Genomic DNA, 16,092 nt, shown 5'->3' on the forward strand with positions numbered 1-16,092 from the left:
ACTGTCAGGTCACGGAGAGTCCGGCCTGCAGAATGTCGCGCACGAGAACCGCAATGCTTTCTGCTCCGGTCTTCTCCTTGATCCGAGTGCGATGCACGTCGACCGTTTTCACGCTGATGCCCAGCTCTTTGGCGATGTTCTTGCTCGGCAGACCGTCGAGCACGAGTGCGAGAATTTCCCGTTCCCGCACCGTCAGCGCGTCGATTCGCCCCTGCAATTCCGTTCGGTTGCGGCGCTCACCGAATCGTTGCCGCGCGACCCGGAGCGCATCCTGGATCACGTCGAGCATGTGCTGCGGATCGTAGGGCTTCTCGATGAACGTCAGCGCACCCCGCTGCAGTGCCCGCACCGACATCTTGATGTCACCGTGCGCCGACACGAAGATGATCGGAATCGGGGATTCGTCGGCGAGGAGTGTCTCCTGGAGCTGGAATCCTCCGACTTCCGGCATCCGGACGTCCAGGACGAGGCAGGCCGGGATGTCGCGGCGGTACTCGTCGAGGAACGACTGCACCGACAAGTAGTACTCCGACGTGATGTTGACCGAATCGAGCAGCCACGCAAGCGATGCGCACAACTCCTGATCGTCGTCGACGATGTAAACCCGCGTTTCCTGCTGCTCCATCGAATCCTGCCTCGCACAGATGACTTGCTTCCCCGTCCAGTCAACACCGACCGTAACGGAAGCGACAGCCAACTGAAGAAATCCCCTACCCGGGTACGCGACTTACTGCGAGAAAGTAGCGTCGCCGCCAATGTTCCAGCGCACGAGCGCGTCATATCCTTTTCTTCAGGATCGCCGGCGCCACGTGGTGACACGAATTCCCGTTCCGACTCACGGAGGCTGAAAATGCCCGAACTCACTCCCATGCAATTGAACTTCCGCACCGCCATGGCGAATCTGCCAGCCGCGGTCAACGTCGTGACGACCGACGGCCCCGCCGGGCGCTGCGGAATGACCGTCACCGCCGTCTGCTCGGTCACCGACTCCCCGCCCACGGCGCTCGTGTGCGTGAACCAGAACAGCGCGATGCACAACGTGTTCCGGGAGAACGGCCGAGTCGGCATCAACGTGCTGTCCGGCGACGACGAAGAACTGGCCATGCATTTCGCGGGCGCGACGAAGGTGGCGATGGCGGACCGCTTCCAGTGGGACATCTGGGAGGAGGACACCGGCGACGGTGTCCCGATCCTGCGCGCCGCCCATGTGGTGCTCGCGGGCCGGATCGCCGACGTCAAGACAATGGGATCGCATTCGGTGATGTTCATCGAACTCGACCGCGTCCGGACGCGCGAACAGGGCGACAGCCTCGTCTACTTCCAGCGCAAGTTCCACCGTTTGTCGGTCCCGGTCGAGTCTCCCGACTGGTTGTTCTACGACGAGTGGTCCGATCCGATCACCGTGACACCCGCCCTCGTTCCCGCCGCAGCCGGAGGTAGATAGACATGGACACCTCGTCACCGCCCGAACGCCTCCCCCAGGACCTCGACCTGCAGGAGCTCGCAGATACCCGCGCCGCCCTGACGTTTCGTCTCAGCGCCCTGGTCCTCGCCCTGTTCCTGCCACTGCCGATTCTCGGCGGGTTTACCTCGTTGCTGGACGGCGTCGTGTTCAGCGGCGTCACCGTGGCGTGGCTCTACGCCGTCGCGCAATTCGCCGTCGCCATCGTCGTGGCCCGGTATTACATGGCGCGTGCCGCCGAACTCGACGCTCGAACCGCCTCCCTGGCGAAAGGATAACGCGCCGTGAACCTCGTCTCTGCGTCACTCTTCGCGGCGCTCGTCGCCGTCACCCTGATGATCACCGCGTGGGCGTCCAAGCGGAACAAGTCGGCGGCCGATCACTACGTCGCGGGCGGCAGCCTCACCGGTCGCCAGAACGGTGTCGCGATCGCCGGCGACTTCATCTCTGCCGCCTCGTTTCTCGGTGTCACCGGTGCGATCGCCCTGACCGGTTTCAACGGGTTCTATCTCGCGGTCTTCGTGCCCGTCGCGTTCGTTCTCGCGATGCTGCTGATCGCCGAGCCGCTGCGCAACCTCGGCCGCTTCACCCTGGCGGATGTCCTCGCCACCCGCTTTCCCGGCAAGGACGTGCGCTCGATGATGGCGCTCAGCACGGTGGTGATCAGCGTGGTCTACCTCGTGTCGCAGCTGGTCGGCGCCGCACTGCTCGTGTCGCTGCTGTTCGACCTCGACTACGCGGTGGCCGTGCTGATCATCGGAACACTCACCACCGCATACACGCTCGTCGGTGGCATGCTCGCCACCAGCTGGATCCAGATCATCAAGACCGGTCTGCTCATGGTGTGCGCCGTCGTGCTGTTCGTTCTCGTGCTGGTGCGCTTCGATTTCAACCCCTTCGGCCCGTTCAGCACCGCGCTCGCCGAATTCGGTCAGTCGTTCGTCGCACCGCAGCGGACGTCGGGCGCGGCGTCGTTCGACCAGTTGTCGCAGACCGTCGGACTCGTTCTCGGCGTGCTCGGCCTGCCGCACGTCATGATCCGATTCCTCACCGTCCCGAACGCGAAGCAGGCGAGAACGTCCGCCTACACAGCGATCTGGATCTTCTTCGCGTTCTACCTGCTCGTTCCCGTGCTCGGTTACGGCGCCGCCAAGCTGGTCGGGGTCGAGGTGATCAAGTCCGAGAACCGCGGCGGCAACCTCGCGGTCGCGCAGCTCGCGGAAACCGTCGGCGGCGGCGTGCTGCTGGCGTTCGTCGCGGCCGTGGCGTTCGTGACCATTCTGGCCGCGCTGTCCGGCCTGGTGATCGCGACGTCGGGTGCGATCGCACACGATCTGTACGGGCAGGTGATTTGCAACGGATCGGTGTCGGCGAAGGCTCAGCACCGCGCGGCCCGGGTGGCGACCGTGGCGACCTGCGTCATCGGTGTCGCCATCGCGTTCGCGGCGCAGAAGCAGAACGTCGCGTTCCTCGCGTCGCTGGGAATGTCCATCGCCGCATGCGCGAACCTGCCTGCCCTGCTGCTGACCATGTACTGGAAGCGCATGACGGCCCGTGCCGTCATCTCCGGCATCGTCGTCGGGCTGGCGCTGTCGATCACCGTCATCCTGCTCAGCCCCGTCGTCCAGGGGCCGGACTCCATCCTCGGATTCTCGAACCCGGCACTCGCCGTGGCGCCCCTCTCGCTGGCGGTGTCCGTCGTCGTCGCGCTGCTGTCGGCGCCGTCCGGGGAGACCAAGGCACAGGCCGACCGCCTCTTCTCGGTGATGCGCACCCGGGCGCTCACCGGACAGACCGAGACGAAGAACGACGACACGATGGCGGCGATGCAATGAAGACGGAAGTGCAGTCTCCCGGCCCACTCCGGGACCTGACCGAGCAACTGTCGTCGGGCGGAACGACACCGATCGACGTGGCGGAGGCGGCGCTCGCGCGGATCGCGGACCTGGACCCGGCAATCCACGCCTGGGCCCACCTCGATCCCGACGCGGTGCGGTCTGCGGCCGCCCGGATCCAGTCCAGCGACCCCGGCGGCGTGCTGTGGGGTATTCCCGTCGGCGTCAAGGATCTGATCGACGTCGCCGGTATGCCGACGCGCTGCGGCAGTGAGCTGCGGAGCGCGGAAACGGCGTCGACGGACGCCGACTGTGTGGCCCGTGCGCGTGCTCTCGGTGCGCTCCCGGTCGGCAAGACTGTAACCACCGAGTTCGGGTACTTCAAGCCCGGCCCGACCCGCAATCCGCGCGCCGTGGACCACACCCCCGGCGGGTCGTCGAGCGGTTCGGCGGCAGCGGTGGCCGCGGGCATGGTGCCGCTGGCGTTCGGCACGCAGACCGCGGGATCGCTGACCCGGCCCGCGTCGTTCTGCGGAGTCGCGGGTTTCGTCACCGCCCACGGCGAACTCCCGACCGCCGGCATCACCGGATTGAGTCCCCGACTCGACACGGTCGGGCTGCTGGCACGCACCGTGTCCGATCTCCACTTCGCGTGGACGGCGCTGCGCGACGGCACCCGGGCGCCCGCTCTCGAGCCTTCCGCGCCGCGCCGGCTCCGCCTGTGGAGTGGGTTCGAACTCGGCGAGGTGTCCCCGGACATGACGGCGGCGCTCAGGACCACCGCGGGTGCCGCGCAGTCCGCGGGTGTCCGGTGCCGGGAGGTCGACGCCGCCGCGGCCGTCGTGGCGCTGACGGAACACCACCACACGGTGATGGCGTACGACGCGGCCCGGGAACGCGTCGCCGAGGCGGCGCAGCCAGGCGAGATCAGTGCACCCCTCGCCGAATTGTTCGCCGCGGGAGCCCAGACCACCGAGGCGCAGTACCGTGCCGCCCTGTCCGGAATCGCCGAGACCCGACGGTTGCTGCTCGCGTCGCTGGACGAGGACGAGGCCGTCCTCGGACCCGCGGCGCTCGGCGGCGCTCCCCGCGGTCACGACGCGACGGGGACGCCGGTGCTGAGCCGACCGTGGCAGGCGATGGGCCTGCCCGTGGTCACGATCCCCGGCAAGCGCGACAGCGCGGGCCTGCCCCTCGGATTGCAGCTGATCGGGCGCCCCGGCGCCGAGCAACGCCTGTTCGAGACGGCGGCGTGGCTGGAATCCGTGCTCTGACACCGCGCACGGGCGGCGTCAGCCGACGAAGATCGACGGTTGGCGATCCCTCCACGGCGCCGCCTGCTCCAACTGCGCGGCCACCTGCAGCAGCAGATCTTCCCTGCCGGTGGCCGCGACGAGTTGGATCCCGATGGGGAGGCCCTCACGGCTCAGCGCGAGCGGCACGCTGATCGCGGGGTTTCCGGACACGTTGAACGCGGCGGTGAACGGACCGAACTCGAAGATCCGGCGCAGCCACGAGCGCACACTGTGCCCGGGGTCGTCGTAGTCGAGGGTGCCGTGCAGCACCGGCAGCCACGCGACGGTCGGGGTCACCAGCAGGTCGAATCGGGTGAAGAACAGCCCGATGGCACGGGTCACCCGGTGCTGCGCGTCGAGTGCGGCCGCGACGTCGAGAGCCGTGAACGCCTGGGTCTCCTGCAGCACCGCCCGCGAGACCGCCTCGAGCAGAGCAGGATCGGGTCTTCGCGGGGCGCGGAGGATCGCCGCACCGGTGGCGACGGCGGTGAGGGTCGACGCCTCGACGACATCCTCCGCGTCGAACTGCGGGCAAGTCTCGGTCACGGTGTGGCCGATCCATTCGAGGGTCTTGCCGGCGGCGACCGTGGCCGCCGACACCTGCGGGTCGACCGGACCTCCGCCCCACGGCTCGGCCGTCAGGGCCACCCGCAGCCGGCCGGGATCGGCGTGCATCGCGTCGCCGTAGCGACCGGACTGCGCCGGGGCGGTGTACTTTTCACCGATCGGCGGGGCCGCGACGGCGTCCAGCAGATGGGCCGTGTCGCGGACCGTCCGGGTGAGGGCGAACTCGTAGATGTGCCCGAACCCGGCCTCACCGACCAGTGGGCCGCAGGGGATTCGGCCGCGGCTCGGTTTCAGACCGACGAGCCCGCAGCACGAGGCAGGCACCCGCAGCGACCCGGCGCCGTCGTTGCCGTGCGCCAGCGGAACCGCCCCGGCGGCGACGAGCGCCGCGGAGCCACCGCTGGACCCGCCGGTGCCGCGATCGAGCGCCCACGGATTGCGCGTCGGCCCGTACCGCACCGGTTCCGTCGCGAAGTTCAGCCCGAATTCGGGTGCGGTGGTCTGACCGAGCGCCACGAGGCCGGCGGCCCGGAACCTGGACATCAGTTCGTGATCCACAGCGGCGACGGCGCCGCGGATGCTGCGGCTGCCGAGGGTGAACGGCACACCCTTCGCGAACGGGCCGCTGTCCTTGACGACGAACGGCACCCCCGCCAGCAGGCCGTCGGGTCGGTGATCCAGCGCCGGATCGAAGGGCGGCAGGGTCAGTGCGCCGAGGTCGGCGTCCGCCTGTGCGATCGCCGTTCGCGCAACGGATTCGACCTCCGCCGCCGTGACGTCGCCCGCGCGGATCAGCGCACGCAGACCGACGGCGTCGAGCCGGGCGTATTCGTGCAATTCCAGCGGTCCCACTCCTCAGGTCGCGACGACCGATCCAGTGTGACCTGCGGGGCCGCGGCGCGCGACCGAATTTTGCGCCGACCTCACACGCTGATCGGCAGGAGTTCCTGTTCGCGGAACGCTCGCGGCGATACCCCGTACGTGTCCTTGAACAGCCGTGAGAAGTGCGAAGAGTTGACGAGACCGTACCGGGCACAGATGGTTCCGATGCTGTCGCCGCGGAAGCGCGCGTCCTTGAGATCGCGGCGGCTCTTCTCGAGCCGGCGGTGACGGATCCACCCGGCCACCGTGTGCCCGTCCGCCTCGAACATCTTCTGCAGGTGCCGCGTCGACACGTGGTGGTGGGATGCCACCGTGGCGGTGTCGAGTGCGGGGTCGTGCAGGTGTGCGTCGATGAACGACTTCACCCGGAGCAGCAGTGTCGCGCCGGGAGCGGTGGCGTCGGCGGGTGCCTCCGACTGCACCGCCGCACTGAGCAGGTCGACGACGGCGTCCTCGACGAGGGGGGTCGTCGGCATCGTGCCGGTCACGACGGAGTGGTGGAGGTTGGTCAGGAACGGCGAGACGAGCGCGCCCATCCCGCTGCTGCCGCGGATGCGGCGCGCCGACGCGGTGCCCAGTTCCCGCGAGGCGATGCGCAGCATTTCGCGGGGAAACATGAGCACGAACATGCTGAAGTCGCCGGCGAAGTGCAGGTCGTACGGCTTGCTGGTGTCGTAGACCGCGAAATCGCCGGGCCCGAGCACGGCCTCACGGTCGTCCTGGACGATGACGCCGCGGCCCGACAGTTGCAGACCCACCTTCACCAGGCCGGGGTCGGATCGCTTGATGGACGTGCGGGTCCGCCGGACGTCCACCGCCCGTCCCCCGACCTCGCTCAGCTGCAACCCGCCCAGCGCGGTGCTGCGCAGGGTCCCGGTGAACCTGGTCTCGCCGTCCTCGGCGGTGGACACCACGGCGAGCGGGACGAACGCCGTGGAGACGGCCTGCCGCCAGTGCTCGAACTGCCCGTCGTCGTCACGCGCGTGTTCACCACCGAGACGCACCTTCGATCACCTCACAGAGCGGAGCGGTTGTCGATCAGTCGCCGTGCCTTGCCGAGCGACCGCTCCAGTGCGCCGGGGGCCACCACATCCACCTTCACGCTCACTCCGATGCGGTTCTTGACCAGCTTCTGGAGTTCGGCGGCGGAACGGGGATGATCGGTGGCGGACGCATCGGGGCGGGCTTCGACTCGTACGGTCAGTTCGTCCATCCTACCGGGGCGGTCGAGGATGCACTGGAACTGCGGGGCCAGCGCGGAGACGGTGAGGATCAGTTCCTCGATCTGGGTGGGGAACAGATTCACTCCGCGCAGGATGATCATGTCGTCGGTGCGCCCGGTGACCTTCTGCATCCGCCGCACCGACCGTGCCGTGCCCGGCAGCAACCGGGTGAGGTCGCGGGTGCGGTAACGGATGATCGGCATGGCCTCCTTGGTGAGCGAGGTGAAGACGAGTTCGCCCTCCTCGCCGTCGGGCAGCACCTCTCCGGTGACCGGGTCGATGATCTCCGGGTAGAAGTGGTCTTCCCAGATGTGCAGGCCGTCCTTGGTGTCGACGCATTCCATCGCCACACCGGGGCCCATCACCTCGGACAGTCCGTAGATGTCCACGGCGTCCATGTTCAGCTGCTTCTCGAGTTCGGTGCGCATCTCCTCGGTCCACGGCTCCGCCCCGAACACCCCGGTCCGTAGCGACGTCTTCGACGGGTCGATGCCCTTCTTGATCATCGCGTCAACGATCGTGAGCATGTACGACGGGGTCACCATGATCGCGTCGGGTTCGAAGTCCTCGATCAGCTGGATCTGGCGGTCGGTCATGCCCCCGGACATCGGGATCACCGTGCAGCCCAGCCGTTCGGCGCCGTAGTGCGCGCCGAGGCCGCCCGTGAACAGGCCGTACCCGTACGCGACGTGCACCTTGTCGGACGGCTTCACGCCACCGGCCCGCAGACTCCGGGCGATCAGGTCGGCCCAGTTGCTGATGTCGTTGGCGGTGTACCCGACCACCGTCGGGCGGCCCGTGGTTCCGGACGAGGCGTGGATGCGGGAGACCTTCTCCTGCGGCACCGCGAACATCCCGAACGGGTAGTTGGCCCGCAGGTCCGCCTTCGCGGTGAACGGGAACTTCGCGAGATCGGACAGGTCCTTCAGGTCGCTCGGGTGAACGCCCGCGTCGTCGAACGCCTTCCGGTAATGCGGAACGTTGTTGTACGCGTGGAGAAGTGACCACTGCAGACGTTCGAGTTGCAGCGTCGAGATCCGGTCGCGCGTGGCGAACTCGATGTCCTGCGAGGGGGTGGCGATACTGGTCATTCTAGTCTCCGGGGTGGGCGGGCTGGGTAAGGTCAGGCGTCGAAATCGACGGTCACGTCGTCGCTGACCGGGAAGGTCTGGCACGTCAGCACGAAGCCGGAGTCGACCTCGTAGTCCTCGAGCGCGTAGTTGCGTCGCATGTCCACGTCACCGCACGTGATCTTCGCGCGGCACGTTCCGCAGACGCCGCCCTTGCAGGCGAACGGAAGGTCGGAGCGGTACTTCTCGGCGGCGTCGAGGATCGACTCGTCCCGCGGCAGCGTCGCCGTGGTCGAGCGGCCGTCCAGGACGAGGGTCACCTCGCTGCTCGGTCCGGTGACACCGGGTTCGCGGTGCTTCTCCATCGGCGGCGGGACGTCGTCGACGAAGAACAGTTCGTGGTGCACGCGACTCTTGTCGATCTGCAGTTCACCGAGAACCGTCTCGGCGTCGGTGACCATCCCGAATGGGCCGCACAGCCAGAAGTGGTCGATGTCGGCGAGCGGCACGATGGACGTGAACAGGGCACGCAACCGGTCGGCGTCGAGGCGCCCGGTGAACAGTTCCACCTCGCGGGGCTCGCGGGACAGGACGTGCACCACGTCGAAACGCGACCCGTACATGTCCTTGAGGTCCGCGATCTCCTCGGCGAACATCACCGAGCGGGTGCGCCGGTTTCCGTACAGGAGAACGACTTCGGCCTCGGGGTTGGCGAGCATCGACGCGGCGATCGACAGCATCGGGGTGATGCCCGATCCGGCGGCGATCAGCACGTGCCGACCGCCGGCATCGGGGTCGGCGACGAACGATCCGCTCGGGCCCTGCACCTCGATCCGGTCGCCGGGCCGGACGTCGCGGACGAGCCACGTCGAGAACAGGCCGTCGGACACCTCGCGCACACCGACCCGCGGCGCGGAACCGGCAGGCGCACAGATGGAGTACGAGCGGCGGTGCTCGACGCCGTCGATCGTGCGCCGCAGGGTGAGCGACTGGCCGGGGCCGAACGCGAACTCGTCGGCGAGGTCGGCGGGGACGTCGAACGTGACCGCGACCGCGTCGTCGCAGAGGGATTCGACGTCGGCGACGGTGAGCGTGTGGAATGCCCTGTTGCGCAACGCCGCACCGGGCTTCGGGGACACCGCAGTGGTCATGATCAGATTTCCTTCACGTGATCGAAGGGTTCGAGGCAGTCGAGGCACCGGTACAGGGCCTTGCACAGCGTCGCCCCGAATTCCGAGTCGAGACGGGTGTTGGCGGAGTGGCACACCGGGCACGTGACGGCCCGCGGCTTGACGGTGAGGGTCAGCGGGACGGGACCGGACGTCCGCAGAGGCGCGGGCCCCGGCGTCGAGTAGCCGTTCTCGCGCAGCTTGCGCCGGCCGTCGTCGCTGATCCAATCGGTGCTCCACGGCGGCGTGAGGACGGTCCGGACCTCGACGCTGCCGAAGCCGGCGTCCTGCAGGGTGTGCTCGATGTCGTCGCGCATCGTGGCCATTGCGGGGCACCCGGAGTAGGTGGGGGTGATGGTGACGACCACCGATCCGTCGGCGTGCTCCTCGACGTCGCGGAGCACTCCCAGATCGGCGAGCGTGAGCATCGGCATCTCCGGGTCCAGGACGGACTCGGCGAGGCGGCGGGCGTCGCTGCGCACTGCGGTGGTCATGTCACCACACTCCTTCCGGATGGGCCCGGGCCACGCTCTGCATCTCGGCGAGCAGCAGTCCGAGGGCCTCGGTGTGCAGGCCCTGGCGTCCGGCCCGGCCACCGACGGTGCCGACGGTCCGGCCCGTGGGGGCGGTGAGCTCCGCGGCCTTCAGCACCTGAGCGAGCACGGTGTCGAATTCCTCGCGAAGGTCCCGCGGGTCGACGCCGACACCCACGCCCGCGAGGGCGAGTTCTTCGGTGGTCGGGGTGAAGAGTTCGTCGACGTACGGCCACACCCGGGCGAGGGCGTCCCCCATGCGCGACTTCGACTCCGCCGTACCGCAACCGAGCGTCACCACCCACCGGGCGGCGTAGTCGCGGTGGTAGGTGAGTTCCTTGACGCCCTTCACGGCGACCGCCGCGAGAACGGGGTCGCGGGAGGTGCGCAGGCGGTCGAACAGGGCCAGCCGCCACGTGGCGAAGACCAGCAGTCGCGTGACGGTCTGCGCGAAGTCGCCGTTGTCGAGTTCGGTGAGACGGGTGTTGCGGAACCGGTTCTCGTCGCGGAAGAACGCGAGCGCGTCTTCGGCGGGAATCGGGCTCGTGTCCGAAATGAACGGCACCACCGACGCGTCCGCGGCGGCCGCCCGGGCGAGCAGCAGTCGCGCCTGACCGAGCAGGTCGAGGCCGACGTTCGCGAGCGCCACCTCTTCTTCGAGTTCCGGTGCGCGCGTGCTCCACTCGGCGAGCCGCTGCGAACTGATCAGCGCGTCGTCGCCGAGCATCAGGCAGTATCCGGCCAGTGCGGCGAGGTCGACGTCACCCGGAACCGTGGTGTCGACGCCGGCCAGGGGGTCGTCGAAGCTGGTGCCGAAAGCCCACTGGCCGTGGCTGTCTTCGTCGACGAGGCCGTCGTAGGCGTTGTCGTGGTCGGTCATCGGTACATCCTCGGAATTCTCGTCGGCCTGCGAAACGGTCTGGGCCGGATCACATGTGGGGAACGTTGTCGGGGATCTCGTAGAACGTGGGGTGCCGGTACACCTTGTCGCCGCTCGGCGCGAAGAACGGGTCCTTCTCCGACGGGCTGGACGCCACGATCGCACTGGACCGCACCACCCAGATGCTCACACCCTCGTTGCGGCGGGTGTAGACGTCCCGCGCGTGGCGGACGGCCATCTCGTCGTCCGCGGCGTGCAGGGATCCGACGTGGACGTGGTTGAGTCCGCGCTTGCCCCGCAGGAACACCTCGTACAGGGGCCAGTCCGCGCGCACCGCGGTGTCGTCCGTGCTCATCGTGCGTTCTCCTTGTTGCTCTCGCGGCGGGCGAAGGCCGTTGCGGCCTCCCGCACCCACGCCCCGTTCTCGTGTGCTGCCCGCCGGTTGGCGACGCGCTCGACGCTCGAGGCGCCGTTGCCCTTGATCACCTGCATGAATTCGCTCCAGTCGGGTTCCCCGAAGTCGTGGGCGCCGCGTTCGGCATTCCACTTCAGGTCCGGATCCGGGAACGTCACGCCGAGGACCTCGGCCTGCGGGATGGACATGTCGACGAACCTCTGGCGGAGTTCGTCGTTGGTGTGCCGCTTGATGCGCCACTTCATGGACTGCTCGGAGTTCGGCGACTGGTCGTCCGGCGGTCCGAACATCATCAGCGCCGGCCACCACCACCGGTTCACCGACTCCTGCACCATCTCCCGCTGGGCGTCGCTGCCGCGCATCATCGTCATCAGCAGTTCGAAGCCCTGCCGCTGGTGGAACGACTCCTCCTTGCAGACCCGGATCATCGCGCGGGCGTACGGCCCGAAGGAGCTGCGGCACAACGGCACCTGGTTGCAGATCGCGGCGCCGTCGACCAGCCAGCCGATGACGCCCACGTCGGCGTAGGTGAGCGTCGGGTAGTTGAAGATCGAGGAGTACTTCTGCTTGCCCTCGATCAGCTTCTCGGTGAGGTCGGCGCGGTCGGCTCCGAGTGTCTCGGCGGCCGAGTACAGGTACAGGCCGTGCCCGGCCTCGTCCTGGACCTTCGCCATGAGGATCGCCTTGCGACGCAGCGACGGCGCGCGGGTGAGCCAGTTGCCCTCCGGCTGCATGCCGATGATCTCCGAGTGCGCGTGCTGCGCGATCTGCCGGATCAGCGTCTTGCGGTAGCCGTCGGGCATCCAGTCCCGGGGCTCGACCCTCTGGTCGGCTGCGATGGTGTCGTCGAAGAGCGTTTGCAGCTCATCGGAAGCGTGTGACGTGGTCATATGTCCTACCTCTATTACCGAATGATCGGTTGGTATCAAGTATGCATGTCAGCCCCCGCCCACACAAGGGCGGGAGCCGAATTACGTCAGTGTCCTTCGAAGGTGGGCGTGCGTTTCGCGAGGAACGCGTCGACCGCACTGCGGTGATCCTTCGACTGTCCGAGCGCCTCCGCGGCCTCACGCTCCCGCTCGAGCGCTTCTGACAGCCCGGTGGACGCCGCCGAGACCAGCGACTTGACCTGCGCATACGCGGCCGTGGGGCCGTCGGCGAGCTGCCGCGCCAGCGCGGCGGCCGCCTCCCCGAGTTCGGCGTCGGGCACCACCCGGTGCACCAGCCCCCAGTCCAGCGCCTGCGCCGCGGTGAACCGGTCGCCGAGCATCATCAACCCCGTCGCACGGCTCGCCCCGAGCGCCTCGACGAGCGTGTGACTGAGGCCGGAGTCCCCGGCCAGGGCGATGCCGGTGAACGCGGTGGCGAACTTGGCGCCCTCCCCCGCGATCCGGATGTCCCCGGCGAGGGCGATGCCGAGACCCGCCCCGACACACGCCCCGTTGATCGCAACGACCACCGGCACCCGGACCCCGGCCAGGGCCCGGAGCAGCGGGTTGTAGTGCTCGGCGACGGTGTCCATGGCGTGCGCGGGATCGGCCTCGAGTCCGGCCACGTGCTCGGCCAGGTCCTGGCCGACACAGAAGTTCTTCCCCTCCGCCGCCAGCAGCAAGGCACGCACACTGTCGTCGCCGGCCACCTTCTCGACCGCGGCGAGCAACTGTTCCTTCACCGCACGGTCCAGCGCGTTGGACGCGCCCGCCCGGCTCAGGGTGATGGTGGCCAGTCCCGCTTCTACGGAAAGTCCGATCACGTCGTTACTGCTCATGAGAATGCGCCTCCTGCTGGTTGTGGTGGGTGGCCTCTCAGGACCAGGTGTAGAACCCTTGACCGGTCTTGCGGCCGAGTTCGCCGCGGGCGACCTTCTCGCGGAGCAGGGCGGGCGGGGCGAACCGCTCGCCGAGGGTCTTCGCGAGGTGTTCGGCGATCGCGAGCCGGACGTCGAGGCCGACGAGGTCGGTGGACCGCAGCGGCCCCATCGGATGCCGGTATCCCAGCTCCATGGCCCGGTCGATGGACTCGGCGTCGGCGACGCCCTCCTCGAGCATGCGGATGGCCTCGAGCCCGAGGCACACCCCGAGCCGGCTGGTGGCGAAGCCCGGGGAGTCGTTGACGAGCACCTCGGTCTTGCCGAGCAGGGACACCCACTCGCGCACCGTCTCGACCACCGCGGCATCGGTGGCGGGGGCCCGCACGATCTCCACGAGCGTCGACGCCGGGACCGGGTTGAAGAAGTGCATGCCGATCAGGCGGGCCGGATCGTTCAGCACGGCACCGAGTTCGGCGATGGAGATCGAGCTCGTGTTGGTAGCGATGACGGTGTTGGGAGACACGGTCTTCTCGACCAGCGAGAGGACGCCGAGCTTGAGGTCGACCAGTTCCGGCACCGCCTCGACCACCAGATCGAGAGCGGGCGGGAGCGCGTCGGGCGCCTCCACCGTCGACACCCGTCCGAGGATCGTCGCGGGTGCGGCGTCGCCGAGCTTGCCGCGCTCGTGCGCCCGGTCGAGTCCGTCGGACACCCGCTGCAGGGCGGCCTCCCGGTTACCACTCTCGGCGATGGTGACGGTGGAGCCGAGGGTGGCGAAGACCTGCGCGATGCCCGCGCCCATCCGGCCGCCGCCGACGACGCCGACGTTCTTCGGTGCTGTGTTCGTCATTTCTTCTTCTCCAGAAAGGCCGTCATGCGGTCGTGTTTGTCACTGCTCTCGAACAGCACCGCCTGGGCGATGTCGTCGGCGAACGGGTGCGAGCCCGGTGCGTCGACGATGATCTTGGTGAGCTTCAGGGCCAGCGGCGCCGAGCGGACGATGCGGTCGATCGCCTTCTCGGCGGCGGCGACGTGCTCGCCGGCGGGGACGACGTCCATCACGAGGCCGTGCCGCAGCGCCGCGTCGGCGTCGAGGTTCCGGCCCCCGAGCAGCACCTGCTTGGCGACGGACTTGCCGACCAGTTCCGGCAGCCGGTAGCTCGCGCCCGCCGCGGCCATGATGCCCAGCCCGGGTTCGGGGTTCCCGAACACCGCGGTCTCGGTGGCGATCCGCAGGTCGCAGGCGTAGGACAGTTCGGCGCCGCCGCCGAGCGCGTATCCGCTGACCGCGGCGACGGTGGGCATCGGCAGCTTCGCGATGCGGTCGAACAGCGTGCGGTTGATGCCGGCGAACGCCTCGTCGCGGCCGCGCTCGCGCAGTTCGGCGATGTCGGCGCCACCGGCGAAGTGGTCGCCCTCGCCGGTCAGCAGCATCGGCTTGGGCGTCGCCTCCAGCACCGCGCACACCTGGTGCAGTTCGGCGATCATCTCCGAGTTGATCGCGTTGCGCTGCGCCGGCCGGTGCAGCGTGACCACCATGCGGTCGTCGCGGTCCTCGACCTTCAGCGTGTTCACGGCGCCTCGATCAGCATCGCGACGCCCTGGCCGACGCCCACGCACAGCGTGGCCAGGCCGCGGCGGGCGCCTTCGCGTTCCATCCGGCCGAGCAGCGTCAGCAGGATCCGCGCACCCGAGCAGCCCAGCGGGTGGCCGAGGGCGATGGCACCGCCGTCGGCGTTGACGATCGACTCGTCCAGCTTCAGCTGCCGGATCACGCCGAGCGACTGCGCGGCGAAGGCCTCGTTGAGTTCGGCGGCGCCGAGGTCGGACACCGACCAGTTGGCCCGGGCCAGCGCCTTCCGGGTGGCCGGGACCGGGCCGAGTCCCATGACGTTGGGGGCGATGCCTGCGCTCGCGCTGGTGACGATGCGGCCGCGGACGGTCAGGCCGTACCGCTCCACGGCGGCCTCGCTCGCGACGACGAGGGCCGCGGCGCCGTCCGACAGCGAAGACGAGGAACCGGCGGTGACGATGCCGTCCTTGCGGAAGACGGGTTTCAGCTTGTCCAGCTTCTCCAGGGTGGTTCCCCGGCGCGGGGTCTCGTCGGCGGTCAGTTCGCCGTCGCGCAGCGGCACCGGGACGATCTCGCGGCCGAACCGGCCGGCGTCGACGGCGGCGATGGCCCGCTCCTGGCTGCGCAGCGCGAACGCGTCGCTCTCGGCGCGGGTGATGCCCTCGAGCGCGGCGACCTCCTCGGCGGTCTCGCCCATCGACAACGTCACCTTGCGGACGTCCGGTCCGGCACCGGCCGGAACATCCGCGTCGGTCGCGGTGAACCGCGGGTTCGTGAAGCGCCAGCCGAGCGAGGTGTCCGCCACCTCCCCCGGACGCGCCCACGGGGTGCCGGGCTTGGCCATCACCCAGGGTGCGCGGGTCATCGATTCGACGCCGCCGGCGATCACGATGTCGGCCTCGCCGCTGCGGATGGTGTGCGCGGCCGACGCGACGGCGGTCAGACCGCTCGCGCACAGCCGGTTCACCGTGTAGCCGGGGACGCTGTCGGGCAGGCCCGCGAGCAGCACGGCCATGCGTGCGACGTCACGGTTGTCCTCGCCGGCCTGATTGGCGGCACCGAGGATCACCTCGTCGACGGCGTCGCCCGGGATTCCGGCCCGGCGGGCGGCCTCGGCCACGACGAGACCTGCAAGGTCGTCGGGGCGCACTCCTGCGAGCGCTCCGCCGTACCGACCCTGCGGGGTACGGGCTCCGTCCACCAGAAACACTTCGGCCACAGTCTTCTCCTTCACGGGGGTGCCGTCTATTAATAACCGAATCTTCGGTCGGTACGCAAGGGCAGGTCGCGATGGGAAACTTCACATCCTCCCTTGACAACCAGTGGGTAGAGCGACGATTCTATTAACCGACCGAACGTACGGTGAAATGGAGTTGTC

17 protein-coding genes are annotated in these 16,092 nt (G+C 68.8%); 4 read left to right on the forward strand and 13 right to left on the reverse strand.

The features are described from left to right. Window positions 1–4: 4 nt before the first annotated feature. Window positions 5–625 (reverse strand): response regulator transcription factor, encoded by a 621-nt coding sequence (locus CA951_RS27475; protein WP_087559845.1) that lies wholly within the window; start codon window positions 623–625, stop codon window positions 5–7. Between the two features lie 225 nt (window positions 626–850). Here CA951_RS27475 and CA951_RS27480 point away from each other — a divergent pair, with 225 nt between their 5' ends. From CA951_RS27480 to CA951_RS27495, 4 genes are read left to right on the forward strand one after another with little or no spacing between them, the layout of a single operon-like run. Further along, a complete protein-coding gene (locus CA951_RS27480; protein WP_087559846.1) occupies window positions 851–1,444 on the forward strand; it encodes a flavin reductase in 594 nt (197 codons plus the stop codon). A gap of 2 nt (window positions 1,445–1,446) precedes the next feature. Continuing rightward, window positions 1,447–1,740: a DUF485 domain-containing protein gene (locus CA951_RS27485; protein ID WP_087559847.1), complete on the forward strand. Its 294-nt coding sequence runs from the start codon at window positions 1,447–1,449 to the stop codon at window positions 1,738–1,740. Window positions 1,741–1,746: 6 nt separating this feature from the next. Then, window positions 1,747–3,297: a cation acetate symporter gene (locus CA951_RS27490; protein WP_087559848.1), complete on the forward strand. Its 1,551-nt coding sequence runs from the start codon at window positions 1,747–1,749 to the stop codon at window positions 3,295–3,297. Next, the gene (locus tag CA951_RS27495; RefSeq protein ID WP_087559849.1) at window positions 3,294–4,571 is read left to right on the forward strand and encodes an amidase; all 1,278 of its coding nucleotides are present in this window, start codon (window positions 3,294–3,296) and stop codon (window positions 4,569–4,571) included. Before CA951_RS27490 ends, CA951_RS27495 begins: the two co-directional genes overlap by 4 nt. A gap of 18 nt (window positions 4,572–4,589) precedes the next feature. Here CA951_RS27495 and CA951_RS27500 read toward each other — a convergent pair whose 3' ends face one another. From CA951_RS27500 to CA951_RS27555, 12 genes are all read right to left on the reverse strand, one after another. After that, entirely contained in the window at window positions 4,590–5,996 is a 1,407-nt protein-coding gene (locus CA951_RS27500) for an amidase (RefSeq protein ID WP_256974101.1), read from the reverse strand. A gap of 86 nt (window positions 5,997–6,082) precedes the next feature. Then, a complete protein-coding gene (locus CA951_RS27505) occupies window positions 6,083–7,045 on the reverse strand; it encodes a helix-turn-helix domain-containing protein (protein ID WP_087559851.1) in 963 nt (320 codons plus the stop codon). A gap of 11 nt (window positions 7,046–7,056) precedes the next feature. Further along, window positions 7,057–8,355, reverse strand: coding sequence for a phenylacetate--CoA ligase PaaK (paaK, locus tag CA951_RS27510; protein WP_087559852.1), 1,299 nt, complete (start codon window positions 8,353–8,355; stop codon window positions 7,057–7,059). A gap of 32 nt (window positions 8,356–8,387) precedes the next feature. After that, a complete protein-coding gene (gene paaE / locus CA951_RS27515; protein ID WP_087559853.1) occupies window positions 8,388–9,485 on the reverse strand; it encodes a 1,2-phenylacetyl-CoA epoxidase subunit PaaE in 1,098 nt (365 codons plus the stop codon). 2 nt (window positions 9,486–9,487) lie between these two features. Continuing rightward, window positions 9,488–9,997, reverse strand: coding sequence for a 1,2-phenylacetyl-CoA epoxidase subunit PaaD (paaD, locus tag CA951_RS27520; protein WP_087559854.1), 510 nt, complete (start codon window positions 9,995–9,997; stop codon window positions 9,488–9,490). Between the two features lies 1 nt (window position 9,998). Beyond that, window positions 9,999–10,916 (reverse strand): 1,2-phenylacetyl-CoA epoxidase subunit PaaC, encoded by a 918-nt coding sequence (gene paaC, locus CA951_RS27525; RefSeq protein ID WP_087559855.1) that lies wholly within the window; start codon window positions 10,914–10,916, stop codon window positions 9,999–10,001. Window positions 10,917–10,965: 49 nt separating this feature from the next. Next, the gene (paaB, locus tag CA951_RS27530) at window positions 10,966–11,271 is read right to left on the reverse strand and encodes a 1,2-phenylacetyl-CoA epoxidase subunit PaaB (RefSeq protein WP_073362060.1); all 306 of its coding nucleotides are present in this window, start codon (window positions 11,269–11,271) and stop codon (window positions 10,966–10,968) included. Further along, window positions 11,268–12,221 (reverse strand): 1,2-phenylacetyl-CoA epoxidase subunit PaaA, encoded by a 954-nt coding sequence (paaA, locus tag CA951_RS27535; protein WP_087559856.1) that lies wholly within the window; start codon window positions 12,219–12,221, stop codon window positions 11,268–11,270. The genes paaB and paaA overlap by 4 nt, the downstream gene beginning before the upstream one ends. Before the next feature lie 86 nt (window positions 12,222–12,307). Further along, entirely contained in the window at window positions 12,308–13,099 is a 792-nt protein-coding gene (locus CA951_RS27540; RefSeq protein WP_087559857.1) for an enoyl-CoA hydratase-related protein, read from the reverse strand. Window positions 13,100–13,136: 37 nt separating this feature from the next. Beyond that, window positions 13,137–13,991, reverse strand: a complete 855-nt coding sequence (locus CA951_RS27545; RefSeq protein WP_087559858.1) for a 3-hydroxyacyl-CoA dehydrogenase family protein — start codon at window positions 13,989–13,991, stop codon at window positions 13,137–13,139. Further along, entirely contained in the window at window positions 13,988–14,716 is a 729-nt protein-coding gene (locus tag CA951_RS27550; RefSeq protein WP_087559859.1) for an enoyl-CoA hydratase/isomerase family protein, read from the reverse strand. The genes CA951_RS27545 and CA951_RS27550 overlap by 4 nt, the downstream gene beginning before the upstream one ends. Further along, the gene (locus CA951_RS27555) at window positions 14,713–15,933 is read right to left on the reverse strand and encodes a thiolase family protein (protein WP_087559860.1); all 1,221 of its coding nucleotides are present in this window, start codon (window positions 15,931–15,933) and stop codon (window positions 14,713–14,715) included. The genes CA951_RS27550 and CA951_RS27555 overlap by 4 nt, the downstream gene beginning before the upstream one ends. Window positions 15,934–16,092: the final 159 nt, after the last annotated feature.

The sequence above is a fragment of the Rhodococcus sp. NCIMB 12038 genome (assembly GCF_002165735.1).
Lineage (GTDB): Bacteria > Actinomycetota > Actinomycetes > Mycobacteriales > Mycobacteriaceae > Rhodococcus_F.

What these genes read in the sequence shown, in the direction of transcription:
- paaC (WP_087559855.1), bottom strand. Translation starts at nt 10,916, where the DNA reads ATGACCGACCACGACAACGCCTACGACGGCCTCGTCGACGAAGACAGC.
- paaA (WP_087559856.1), bottom strand. Translation starts at nt 12,221, where the DNA reads ATGACCACGTCACACGCTTCCGATGAGCTGCAAACGCTCTTCGACGAC.
- CA951_RS27475 (WP_087559845.1), bottom strand. Translation starts at nt 625, where the DNA reads ATGGAGCAGCAGGAAACGCGGGTTTACATCGTCGACGACGATCAGGAG.
- CA951_RS27540 (WP_087559857.1), bottom strand. Translation starts at nt 13,099, where the DNA reads ATGAGCAGTAACGACGTGATCGGACTTTCCGTAGAAGCGGGACTGGCC.
- paaD (WP_087559854.1), bottom strand. Translation starts at nt 9,997, where the DNA reads ATGACCACCGCAGTGCGCAGCGACGCCCGCCGCCTCGCCGAGTCCGTC.
- CA951_RS27545 (WP_087559858.1), bottom strand. Translation starts at nt 13,991, where the DNA reads ATGACGAACACAGCACCGAAGAACGTCGGCGTCGTCGGCGGCGGCCGG.
- CA951_RS27485 (WP_087559847.1), top strand. Translation starts at nt 1,447, where the DNA reads ATGGACACCTCGTCACCGCCCGAACGCCTCCCCCAGGACCTCGACCTG.
- CA951_RS27480 (WP_087559846.1), top strand. Translation starts at nt 851, where the DNA reads ATGCCCGAACTCACTCCCATGCAATTGAACTTCCGCACCGCCATGGCG.
- paaK (WP_087559852.1), bottom strand. Translation starts at nt 8,355, where the DNA reads ATGACCAGTATCGCCACCCCCTCGCAGGACATCGAGTTCGCCACGCGC.
- CA951_RS27495 (WP_087559849.1), top strand. Translation starts at nt 3,294, where the DNA reads ATGAAGACGGAAGTGCAGTCTCCCGGCCCACTCCGGGACCTGACCGAG.
- paaE (WP_087559853.1), bottom strand. Translation starts at nt 9,485, where the DNA reads ATGACCACTGCGGTGTCCCCGAAGCCCGGTGCGGCGTTGCGCAACAGG.
- paaB (WP_073362060.1), bottom strand. Translation starts at nt 11,271, where the DNA reads ATGAGCACGGACGACACCGCGGTGCGCGCGGACTGGCCCCTGTACGAG.